Source organism: Orenia marismortui DSM 5156, assembly GCF_000379025.1.
Lineage (GTDB): Bacteria > Bacillota > Halanaerobiia > Halobacteroidales > Halobacteroidaceae > Orenia > Orenia marismortui.
This window is the reverse complement of the sequence record NZ_KB900624.1, coordinates 94,632-104,562: the sequence shown is the minus strand read 5'-3', so window position 1 is coordinate 104,562 and position 9,931 is coordinate 94,632. Positions and strand designations below refer to the sequence as shown.

Below are 9,931 nucleotides of genomic sequence, written 5' to 3'. Positions count from 1 at the left end.
CTTCTCTAGTTGATCTAGTTTTTCTCTAATTTTGCGATAACCTCTATTTTTCTTATCAATGCCTTGAGCTGCTAGCTGAGCTAATTTTATATTTAATTTTTTGATTGTAGTATCGATTTGCATAAAAATAACCTCCCCATGTATTTTGAGCAGGTTCCCCAACTTAAATATTTATCGCCAAAAATTAACAGTGATTAAACTCTTGACAAAATTTGTTCTTCTATGATATCATGAAGATACAAATTTGATATTAATTACAAGGCTCCTGCTTTGGACCTTGTAATATTTAAGTTTCCAAAATCCGTGGTGGAATTTTTGGGGAACCTAACTCAATCTCCTGTTGCTGCAGGAGATTTTTTATTTTTTGTATATTTTTTTCAAAAATTAAGTAAACTTGTTTTTAATTATATAGTAAAAATTTAAATTAGTCAACTTGTATACTTTTAGCTTACAGATATCTTTATTAAATTTGATTCTAATTTAATAATATAAGAGTTAATTATATTATTGCTAGTTTAAAATATAACATTTACCACTGAATAATTTTAAATTATTCAGTTATGTATGTGTTTTACAGATTGAAAATATATATTAATAAAGTTAGTCTAATAGCAAAAGATTTTGATATTAAAAAGAATGCTTTTATACTTATATATTGTACTTTATCATTTATGTTAACTTTACAGTTTTAGATATGATTAATTTAAATTTTAATTTTAGATTAGGTAGTTTTAATAAAAGAAAATAGAAATCTAATCTAATTATGTATTCAACATAACTATTTAAATATTTTTTTGTTTTTTAGTTAAATTTATTGAAATTTAATTCAGATAAGAGTATAATATAATTGTCCTGATATTTTTTCCAATTACTGAATAAAATAACATGGGATTTTTTTAGAATTTACATAATTTTTTTAAATATCAGGTAAAAGTAAGGGAGGGATATGAAATGGCTAAAGAAAATTTAACTGTTAAAGATGTGGCTGAATATTTAAACAGAAGTGAAACTACAATCTATAATATGCTTAATAATGGTGAATTACCAGGTATTAAATTAGGGGGCAAATGGATTGTAAGAAAGAATGATTTAGATGAATTCTTAAATAATATGTTAGCTGAACAACAAAATTAAGATAATATAAATAAACCTCTGATTAATCAGAGGTTTATTTATATTATCTTAATTTATCAGAAAGGAGAAGATAGTTATTTTAGATGAATTGAATGAATTATTAGAAAGACTGAATTTTGAGGAATTAAAAGTTGCTAGAAAGTTAGTTAATAAGTATTACAAACAAGAAAAAAACAAGGTGAAATCTCAAATATTAATCGATAATTATACGAATTCTTATGGAGTATACTTCAGATTAGAAAAAGTTTTTTGTAATAAATCATCTTGTAAAAAATGCCAAGGCGGATCTAAAGAAGGACATGGACCCTATTGGTACAGTTATAAAAATGGAAAAAGAGAATATATAGGTATAAAAACAAAAGAAGAGTTGAAGAAAATAAAGAAATTTTCTAAGTTACTGATAAAAAGTCAAGAAAATAGATTACCATATAAAAAGTAATTGTTTACGATCGTAAACAATTACTTTTTATATGGGTTTTTATTTATAAATTACTTATCATATATACCGTCCACGCTTGTTGACATTTTATGGTAATTAAGCTATAATATTCATATATCATAGAAAGACTTATATAATGCCATCTTCAAAGTATAATAATTTATTTTATATAAAGGAGTGCTTAAATAATGAGAACAGAGAAAGTTAGAGTAATTGGAGTTGATCTAGGTTATGATACTATCAAAATGATGTCCAAAGGAAAAAAAATAATGTTTCCTTCTTTAGCTGATGAAGAGGAAGAAGGAATATTACTAGAAAAATCCTTAGAAGTACTTAGAACAAGTGATAACTTGTTAACAAACTTTGATCCTAGTAAAATTATAATTAAAATTCAAGACAAAGCAATAACAGGTTATAATAATCAGAAATTTAAAGCCTACCGGGTAGGAGATTATGTATTAAATCAACGTTCTTCTTCAATTGCCTACTCTTTATCTGATAAAAAATATGAAGAACCAGAAGAATTTGCTAAACTGTTATCTGGAATCTGTCTATTATTTCCCAAAGCAGACAAAATTATCATTAAAAATTTAGTTACTGGTCTACCAATAAAATATTATGAAAAACATAAAGAATCATTTAAAAATAAGTTAGAAAGTGATTTTAATGTAAAAATAAAAAATACTCAGAATCAATTTGTATCCAAAACAATAGAAGTTAGAAAAGCAACAATTATACCCCAAGGTTTAGCTTCTTATTATGATTTTATAATGAATGATGAAGGCTTGGTTACTAAAAATATTGAAGGTGGGTTCGGTATAGTTGATTTAGGTGGATTAACTATTGATTGTGTAGCTTTTAATGATGGAGAATTAATAAAGGAATCCCCTATTTCCTTTAGTGATGGGGTTAGAACAAGAATTTTTAAAAAAATTCAAGATAGTTTAGATATAGATATTTCTCAAGATTTAATTAAAAGGCAAATATTAGCTAATAAAGATTATATTAAAGTTAGAAATGAAAGATATCAATTTAAAAAAATTAAAGAATCTACTATAGATAAATTAGCTAGAGATATTGCTTTACAGTTAAAAAATCGTTGGGAATCCTACTTAATGATTGATAAGATCTTAATTACTGGTGGAGCGACAGTACTTTTATTTGAGAGTATTAATAATTATTTACCTGATTTCCCTTGTGAAAAAATAAATAATAATCCTCAATTTAGTAATTGTAGAGGATATGTTAAGTTAGGAAAAGCCTTAATTAGAAAAAGAGAAGAAGAATTAAAAAGCAAATTAAAAGAAAGGAAATTAAAAGCTATGGAAGAAATAGCAGCTACTAAAGAAGGATAGAAGGGGATAATTATGTCTAAACTCTTCATAAGTGTCCGTATAACAGAAAGTTTTTTTACTCCTTTAGAAATGAAAACAATTAAGAAAGAATTAAAAAATTATACTCATAAATCTGATTTTGTAAGAGAAGCAATTAAAAATTATATACATAAAGAGAATAAAATATCTTCAACATTAAAATCTGATTGCTTAATTGAAATCGATAACAATGATTTAAAAGAATTAAAAGAAATTGCAGAGAAGAATCAACAACTTTTAAATCAAATTGTAAAAGGAAATTTAACTTTTGAAGATAATGATCGAGATATCTATAAGGGAGAAGAACAAAAATCAAAAACAAATCAAATTTTAAATTTGTTAGAACAATTTTAAAGGCTACTAAACTGAAATCAGTTTAGTAGCCTTTTTATTATTCTTCATCAGCTTCTTCTTCATAAGGTTCGGACTTTATAGGCTTATTAGTTTCTTCTTCATTATTTTTTTTATTATTTTTATTACCTTTAATTTGATTGATTAAATTCATTAGCTTTAATATAACAGTAGGATCTAAACTATTATTCTCACTACTATTTCCAAAAATATTTAATATATTTTCTAAACCAGTTCCCGAATTAACTTGACTGTTTTGCTTAATAATATTAGTTAAATTATTAAGCAAGTTATTTTGAGAACTTGAATTATTTAATTGTTGAATAGTTTGCTGTAGTTGTTGATTCTCTACTAATTCATTAAGTGAATTGGATTTTATCTTAGTACCATCTTGTGCGATACTAACTATATTTAATAAATTTACTAAGCCTAAAATACTAATAACTTCATTAGGATCTAATTGTTGTTGTGATTGAATATTAAACACACTCATTAACTTATCTACCATTTTAGCTTCAGGTAAAAACAAATAATCATCCTTATACATTCAATCCCTCCTTCTCTTTCTTTATAAATATATTAATTAAAATATTAAAAATTTCTTGAAAAGTAACATTTTTTATATTTTTTTCATACTATATAGCATAAGAAATAATGAAATTAACTAAATTTTATAAATAGAGGGGGGGAAAATATGACTGAAGATGATTTCAAAGATATTGAAGAAATAGAAGACAATGAAACTACTTCTAATAATATAGGCAATCTTTTTAATAGTGACTTTTTACTATTAATAGTAATTCTTTTTATCTTCTTTGGAAATACTGATATTTTTTCTGAACATTTTCAGTTTTTAAATGGTAAAGTAAAACAGATAAAAAATTATTTAGATATGGCTGATGCTACAATTCAAGCATTAGATCAAGCTAGTCAAATTCCTAATCAAATGTTAAAGTAATAATATTTCTAAAGTGAATTTATCTTATATTTATTAATAAATATAAGATAAATAATTTTTTGATATAAACTTAAAAATAGCGGTACCTTTTCCCTAACGATTTATTCTCTAAAACTTTTCAAGTCATTCTCTAACTCTTTATCTACTATATGAGTATAGATCATAGTAGTACTTAAATCAGTATGCCCCAAAGCTTTTTGTACCTTCCTAATATTATTATTAACCCTTAATAAGTCACTAGCAAAGGTATGTCTAAAGCTATGGGGTGAGATTTTCTTCTCTATCCCGGCTTTTTTACTATAAATACTTACCATTTGACGAATATCTCTAGGATTAAGCTGAGTTCCCTTTCTAGTAGTAAAGACTAATTCTACTCTTCCTATTTCTTCAACCTGCCTTTCTTTCAAATTTTTAAGCATATTTAAGGCATGATCATTAACCCATAAAATTCGATCCTTATTCCCTTTACCCTCAACTACCTTAAGCTTACCTGTTAGTAAATTAATATCCTTCCATTTTAAATTAAGCATTTCCGATAACCTTAATCCCGAATCTAAAAACAAGCGAATCATCACCTTATTTCTCTGGGGGCATAAATAACGACAATTAAATTGACTTAATAATCTATTCTGCTCCTCTAAAGTCAAAATATCAGGAATCTTTCTTTTGGCCATAAAATCACTCCTTTTTAAATAAACCACCGATAATGTATAGAATAGGTGGTTATACACTATATTTTTTATTATATGCCTTATTTTTTAGGTTTTTAAGTGTTTTCGGTGTTTATTCACTAAATCACAATAAAAAAATAGTTTTGTCGATTACCTAAAATATAATTTAACCAGTTTGATAATTATTAATTAAAAACTCCACTGCAATGTCTACTAATTCTGACTTTGAAGTTCCAGTCTGTTTAGATAAACGATTTAAGCTTTGATCTAAATCTTTCTTAATATAAAAATTCCGTCTAATCTTTTCATTAGACTTTTTATCAGGAATCTTAATTAAGCTTTCTTTTTTAATTTTCTTTTCTTCATCCTTTGTGTTGATTTTTGTGTCCATATATTTCTTTTTATTCAGATTAGTATTATTTTTAGGTTTCTTTACTTTATTCTTTAAATCTTCAAATGGATTCCCCAAGCTCAATCACCCTTTCTACTATATTATAGAATTGTTCTAATTGAGTATCACTATTATACTCAAAGATAGTCTTACCTGCTTTACTAGCTTCAGTTATCTTAGTTCTACGATTAATTGGACTTGTTATCATATCTTCATCAAAGATAGACTTTAATTCATTTAAATTATCTTGTGCCTCTTTAGTTCGAGTATCAAACATATTAGGTACTACTAATTTCACCTTGGCTGAATCAATATCTAAATCTTCTAAATAATTATAAATATCGCTAAAACCTCGAATACTTGCTATCTCCAATTGGGTTGGAACAATAATACTATCAACATAGAATAAAATTGCACTATTTAAAATACTTCTACTAGGGCTACAATCAATAATCATATAATCGTAAATTTCTTCAGTCTTTTCAAAAACTTTGTCCAAAAAATTATCAATTCTAGTAGCACGATGTAGATCCTTTTCAATCAACTCATAATTTGCATTAGTCAATAGTTCTAAATTATCTCTTATTTCTATAATACATTCTTTCAAATCAGCCGGATAACGATAATCAATCAAATTAAAGAAAGTCTTTTCCGGTTTTTCTTCTAAACCTAAAAACAAACTACAATCATTTTGTGAATCTAAATCTACTAACAATACCTTTAAATCTAATCTTCTTAAAGCATCAGCTAAGTGTACCGCTAGAGTACTCTTTCCTACTCCACCCTTATTATTATAAATAGCAATCTTATGCAACTTTGAAACCTCCTTTAATTTGTGTGTTGTATGTTGTGTTATGCTATGTGTTGTGTTTTGTGCTATGTAATTAATTGTACATAAAAAAAATAATTCCTTTTTTAAATTTCACAAGTTTATTTACTGATTTCTAATTATATCATCAGACTTTAGTTAATATGAAATAATCATTTTTTTATTTAAATATAGTTATAATAGGATTAATCAGTTATAGTTTTAAAATGGTAAATAATTAATTTTTTTAGTAGAATAAAATCTTTCAGCTAATATTTATCTTAATCTTTTTATAATTAAAACCTATTTATAGTCTAAACTGAAGCCTTATTAACCCTATAATAGCAAGGATTTCAAAGAATCATCTTTTTTAAAAACTTAACTATTAAATTTATTTTTATTTTAAAAACTTAACTATTAAATTTTAAAAACTTAACTATGACTTCAAAAAATAAAAAAAGAATCCCCCATTTTGGAGATCCTATTGCTCAAATTTATCATAAAAATTTTAATTTTATTCTTTAAACTTGCCTTCAATTCTCAATTCTCAATTCTCAATTCTCAATCACCAAAAAAGGACATACTTCTCCCTAGGATTGTAATCATCAAGGAAATATTAACTATTACAAATTGAGATAGCTATATTCTTGTTTTAGTAGATAGATAAAGTAACCTACACTCTGTTCTATTGATCTATATTTACCCGTTTTAGACTTGGTTACCACTTGGTCTAAACAGAATTCTCCTACCTCTCTAATCGCCTCATAAGCCTGTCTAAAGTTAGGTAGAGTTAGAGGTATCTCTAATTTCTTAAAAGATGTATAAACTCGTTTGAAGTAATCATGATGATTAACTCTGTCTATCTCTTGATCTAGGTCCTTAACTATACCTAATCTTAAGTTATTAAATTCTACTTTTAATTTATCTTTAGCACTTTTGATCTTACTCTTAACTATTTCAAACTTACTAAAGAAAGAATCTTTTAACTTATTAGTTAATTTTAAAACTTCTTTAAAAGATACAGCATTAGTCATTTTTTTTAGATAACTTAAGGATAGATCTAGTTTCCCCTTCTTATTAGCGGGACTATGTTGGTTTCTTAAGTAATAAGTCCACTTAATTCGTAATTCCTTAGGAATTACCTTTTTAGCTTCTCCTTTAATATCATTTTCAGGAATAATTATTGCCCGTCCAAATTTATAATCATTAATCACATATCTATTAGGTCTTGTACTCCGATCTACAAAGACAAAATCATTCTCTTCTAACCAATTCAATCCAAAGCGATATGTACTACTATCTTCATAACCACACCATTTAGCCAAGTCTTCTACCTTTCTCTTGCTTACTACTCCAGATCTGTTAGAAAATTTAGCTAGTGAAGTTAACACAAAATAAGGAGATTTCCCCTGAGCCTCATTAATTAGTCTTTCTACAATCTTTTCTGGAATCATAATCCCCTGCTTAAAGTAATAGATATCTTCATCTTTAGTAATAATATTAGCTTTATCTACTTCTGGTATTTTTACCTCTTTATTTTCTGGTGTGAAGATCTCCTTGTTACTTGCTATAGTAGCATTATTTAATCTATGTTCTCTCTTAATCTTCTCTAGTTGATCTAGTTTTTCTCTAATTTTGCGATAACCTCTATTTTTCTTATCAATGCCTTGAGCTGCTAGCTGAGCTAATTTTATATTTAATTGCTTGATTGCACTATCAATTTGCATAAAAAATAACCTCCCCATGTATTTTGAGCAGGTTTCCAAACTTAAATATTCATTGCCAAAAATTAACAGCGATTAAATTCTTGACAAAATTTGTACTCCTATGATATCATGAAGTTACAAATTTGATATTAATTGCAAGAATCCCGCTCGGGATCTTGTGATATTCAAGTTTCCAAAATCCTTGGTTGGAATTTTTGTGGAAACCTAACTCAATCTCCTGCGCCAACAGGAGATTTTTTATTTTTTTGTATGTATTTGTTCAAAAATTAAGTAAACTTGTCTTTAATTATATAGCAAAATTTTGAATTAGTCAACTTGTCCATATTTAACCTTAATGATTTTAATCTAAGATGGTATAATAAAGATATACTTAGTAATTAAGGAGGTTAATCTTTATGGAACTTAAAGCTGATACTTTAGTTACCCCAGAGCAAATTTCAATTATAGTTAATCGTTTGATTAAGCTTTATCATCCAGAGCTTAAGCTGATCTACCTTTTTGGCTCTTATGCTTGGGGAACTCCTAATCAGCATAGTGATTTAGATCTAATGATTGTAGTTAAAGATTCCAAGCTTAAACCTCATAAGCGCGCAGTAAAAGCTTATAAAGCTTTAAGAGATATTATGGTTGCTATCGACCTGATAGTCTATACAGAAGCAGAGTATCAAACCTTATTGGAAGATGAATTTAGTTTATGTAATCACATTATCAAGGAGGGTAAAAAACTTTATGAGTCCTAGTATAGAAGCCTGGTTAACCAAGGCAGAACATGATTTAAAATCTGCTAAGGCCCTTAATAGAGCTGATATCTTAGATACAGCCATCTATCATACCCAACAAACAGCAGAAAAAGCTTTAAAAGCTTTTATAGTATATAAAACTAAATCCTTTACCAAAACTCATGACTTAAGAAAGTTAGTAATGGTAGCAGCCAATATAGATCAAGACTTTAATCAACTACTTGATTATGCAGAAGAGTTAACCCCTTATGCTGTAGAATTTAGATATCCTACAGAATATCCTGAACCAGATAAAGAAATGCTTATCGAAGCCATTCAAATGGCTGAAGAGATATTTGAATTTGTAAAGTCTAGAATAGATCTGTAAGTTAAAGTTTAACTCAATATATAGTTAAAGCCTTCTGAAATATTTCAGAAGGCTTATTTTATCTCTATTTAATTTCTATAATCTACAATCGCGAATAAAAATTCTAAAGTTCCCTCTATAATAAATGTAAAAAAGTCAGCAGATCTTGTCTGCTAACTTAAGTGTGCATTAATTAATTTTAATAATAAAAGAGAGAGAAGAAATGTTTGCTAAAATTATTTTTGTACTTACTTCTTTGAATATGATTTTGATTCTTTTAAGAAAAGTAATTGAATCTGCTACAAAACTCATAATTGCTTTTAAAGAATTTTTAAATCAATTCAAGAAATAACTATACACTTAAAGCTAAAGATCCCCTTTTTATGAAAGAAGTTAAAAGAGAATTAAAAAGTAGAGCAGAAACAGAGTGAAAATAAATTCTCTCTTCATCAGACTTACCAGAAGCATAAGAACCAAAAAGGGTAATCTTATCAGTATTTATTAACTTTACTATTTTATTGCTTAGTAGCTTTAACTTATTTCTAGAAAGCATCTTATTTACCACCTTCTTTTTTAGCTATATCTTTATTATACTATCTAAAACTCTTCAAGTCATTCTCCAACTCTTCATCTACTATATGAGTATAGATCATAGTAGTACTTAAATCAGCATGCCCCAAAGCTTTTTGTACCTTCCTAATATTATTATTAACCCTTAATAAGTCACTAGCAAAGGTATGTCTAAAGCTATGGGGTGAGATATTCTTCTCTATCCCGGCTTTTTTGCTATAAGTACTGACCATTTGACGAATATCTCTAGGATTAAGCTGAGTTCCCTTTCTAGTAGTAAAGACTAATTCTACTCTTCCTATTTCTTCAACCTGCCTTTCTTTCCAATTTTTAAGCATATCTAAGGCATGATCATTAACCCATAAAATTCGATCCTTATTCCCTTTACCCTCAACTACCTTAAGCTTACCTGTTAGTAAATTA

The 9,931-nt window shown here is 26.8% G+C and carries 15 protein-coding genes; 8 read left to right on the top strand and 7 right to left on the bottom strand.

Going from position 1 to position 9,931, the window contains the following annotated elements; all coding sequences use genetic code 11:
• The first annotated feature begins 951 nt into the window (after positions 1–951).
• The 4 genes from OREMA_RS0116775 to OREMA_RS0116760 all read left to right on the top strand — a co-directional run bounded on the left by OREMA_RS0116775 (position 952) and on the right by OREMA_RS0116760 (position 3,300).
• On the top strand, positions 952–1,134 hold the full coding sequence (locus OREMA_RS0116775) for a helix-turn-helix domain-containing protein (RefSeq protein WP_018250407.1): 183 nt from the start codon (positions 952–954) through the stop codon (positions 1,132–1,134).
• Between the two features lie 88 nt (positions 1,135–1,222).
• Positions 1,223–1,573 (top strand): phosphoribosylaminoimidazolesuccinocarboxamide synthase, encoded by a 351-nt coding sequence (locus OREMA_RS0116770; protein WP_018250406.1) that lies wholly within the window; start codon positions 1,223–1,225, stop codon positions 1,571–1,573.
• 188 nt (positions 1,574–1,761) lie between these two features.
• Entirely contained in the window at positions 1,762–2,928 is a 1,167-nt protein-coding gene (locus OREMA_RS0116765; protein WP_018250405.1) for a ParM/StbA family protein, read from the top strand.
• Between the two features lie 12 nt (positions 2,929–2,940).
• Positions 2,941–3,300, top strand: a complete 360-nt coding sequence (locus OREMA_RS0116760; protein WP_018250404.1) for a hypothetical protein — start codon at positions 2,941–2,943, stop codon at positions 3,298–3,300.
• Positions 3,301–3,337: 37 nt separating this feature from the next.
• On the opposite strand, the gene OREMA_RS0116755 is transcribed toward OREMA_RS0116760, so the two are convergent.
• A complete protein-coding gene (locus OREMA_RS0116755) occupies positions 3,338–3,844 on the bottom strand; it encodes a hypothetical protein (protein WP_018250403.1) in 507 nt (168 codons plus the stop codon).
• 147 nt (positions 3,845–3,991) lie between these two features.
• Between OREMA_RS0116755 and OREMA_RS0116750 the strand changes: the two genes are divergently transcribed.
• Positions 3,992–4,255 (top strand): hypothetical protein, encoded by a 264-nt coding sequence (locus OREMA_RS0116750; protein ID WP_018250402.1) that lies wholly within the window; start codon positions 3,992–3,994, stop codon positions 4,253–4,255.
• Between the two features lie 101 nt (positions 4,256–4,356).
• Here the strand turns inward: OREMA_RS0116750 and OREMA_RS0116745 are convergent, their stop codons facing one another.
• From OREMA_RS0116745 to OREMA_RS0116730, 4 genes are all read right to left on the bottom strand, one after another.
• A complete protein-coding gene (locus OREMA_RS0116745; RefSeq protein WP_018250401.1) occupies positions 4,357–4,929 on the bottom strand; it encodes a tyrosine-type recombinase/integrase in 573 nt (190 codons plus the stop codon).
• 163 nt (positions 4,930–5,092) lie between these two features.
• Positions 5,093–5,395, bottom strand: a complete 303-nt coding sequence (locus OREMA_RS0116740; RefSeq protein WP_018250400.1) for a ribbon-helix-helix domain-containing protein — start codon at positions 5,393–5,395, stop codon at positions 5,093–5,095.
• The gene (locus OREMA_RS0116735; protein ID WP_018250399.1) at positions 5,379–6,131 is read right to left on the bottom strand and encodes a ParA family protein; all 753 of its coding nucleotides are present in this window, start codon (positions 6,129–6,131) and stop codon (positions 5,379–5,381) included. The genes OREMA_RS0116740 and OREMA_RS0116735 overlap by 17 nt, the downstream gene beginning before the upstream one ends.
• Positions 6,132–6,748: 617 nt before the next feature.
• The gene (locus OREMA_RS0116730) at positions 6,749–7,852 is read right to left on the bottom strand and encodes a hypothetical protein (RefSeq protein ID WP_018250398.1); all 1,104 of its coding nucleotides are present in this window, start codon (positions 7,850–7,852) and stop codon (positions 6,749–6,751) included.
• Between the two features lie 395 nt (positions 7,853–8,247).
• Here OREMA_RS0116730 and OREMA_RS0116725 point away from each other — a divergent pair, with 395 nt between their 5' ends.
• From OREMA_RS0116725 to OREMA_RS19365, 3 genes are all read left to right on the top strand, one after another.
• The gene (locus OREMA_RS0116725) at positions 8,248–8,592 is read left to right on the top strand and encodes a nucleotidyltransferase domain-containing protein (protein ID WP_018250397.1); all 345 of its coding nucleotides are present in this window, start codon (positions 8,248–8,250) and stop codon (positions 8,590–8,592) included.
• Complete coding sequence (locus OREMA_RS0116720; protein WP_018250396.1) at positions 8,582–8,959, top strand: HEPN domain-containing protein; 378 nt, start codon at positions 8,582–8,584, stop codon at positions 8,957–8,959. The genes OREMA_RS0116725 and OREMA_RS0116720 overlap by 11 nt, the downstream gene beginning before the upstream one ends.
• 202 nt (positions 8,960–9,161) lie before the next feature.
• On the top strand, positions 9,162–9,290 hold the full coding sequence (locus OREMA_RS19365; RefSeq protein WP_018250395.1) for a hypothetical protein: 129 nt from the start codon (positions 9,162–9,164) through the stop codon (positions 9,288–9,290).
• Here OREMA_RS19365 and OREMA_RS0116710 read toward each other — a convergent pair whose 3' ends face one another.
• Positions 9,291–9,491 carry a hypothetical protein gene (locus OREMA_RS0116710; RefSeq protein WP_018250394.1) on the bottom strand — a complete coding sequence of 67 codons (201 nt, stop codon included), beginning with the start codon at positions 9,489–9,491 and terminating at the stop codon, positions 9,291–9,293. It lies immediately after the preceding gene.
• 40 nt (positions 9,492–9,531) lie between these two features.
• Positions 9,532–9,931: tyrosine-type recombinase/integrase (locus OREMA_RS18055; protein ID WP_018250393.1), on the bottom strand; the 400-nt coding region annotated here is incomplete at its 5' end.

Coding starts and splice junctions, on each gene's coding strand:
- OREMA_RS0116775 (WP_018250407.1), top strand. CDS start 952: ATGGCTAAAGAAAATTTAACTGTTAAAGATGTGGCTGAATATTTAAAC.
- OREMA_RS0116725 (WP_018250397.1), top strand. CDS start 8,248: ATGGAACTTAAAGCTGATACTTTAGTTACCCCAGAGCAAATTTCAATT.
- OREMA_RS0116765 (WP_018250405.1), top strand. CDS start 1,762: ATGAGAACAGAGAAAGTTAGAGTAATTGGAGTTGATCTAGGTTATGAT.
- OREMA_RS0116730 (WP_018250398.1), bottom strand. CDS start 7,852: ATGCAAATTGATAGTGCAATCAAGCAATTAAATATAAAATTAGCTCAG.
- OREMA_RS0116745 (WP_018250401.1), bottom strand. CDS start 4,929: ATGGCCAAAAGAAAGATTCCTGATATTTTGACTTTAGAGGAGCAGAAT.
- OREMA_RS0116760 (WP_018250404.1), top strand. CDS start 2,941: ATGTCTAAACTCTTCATAAGTGTCCGTATAACAGAAAGTTTTTTTACT.
- OREMA_RS0116710 (WP_018250394.1), bottom strand. CDS start 9,491: ATGCTTTCTAGAAATAAGTTAAAGCTACTAAGCAATAAAATAGTAAAG.
- OREMA_RS0116720 (WP_018250396.1), top strand. CDS start 8,582: ATGAGTCCTAGTATAGAAGCCTGGTTAACCAAGGCAGAACATGATTTA.
- OREMA_RS0116755 (WP_018250403.1), bottom strand. CDS start 3,844: ATGTATAAGGATGATTATTTGTTTTTACCTGAAGCTAAAATGGTAGAT.
- OREMA_RS0116750 (WP_018250402.1), top strand. CDS start 3,992: ATGACTGAAGATGATTTCAAAGATATTGAAGAAATAGAAGACAATGAA.
- OREMA_RS19365 (WP_018250395.1), top strand. CDS start 9,162: ATGTTTGCTAAAATTATTTTTGTACTTACTTCTTTGAATATGATTTTG.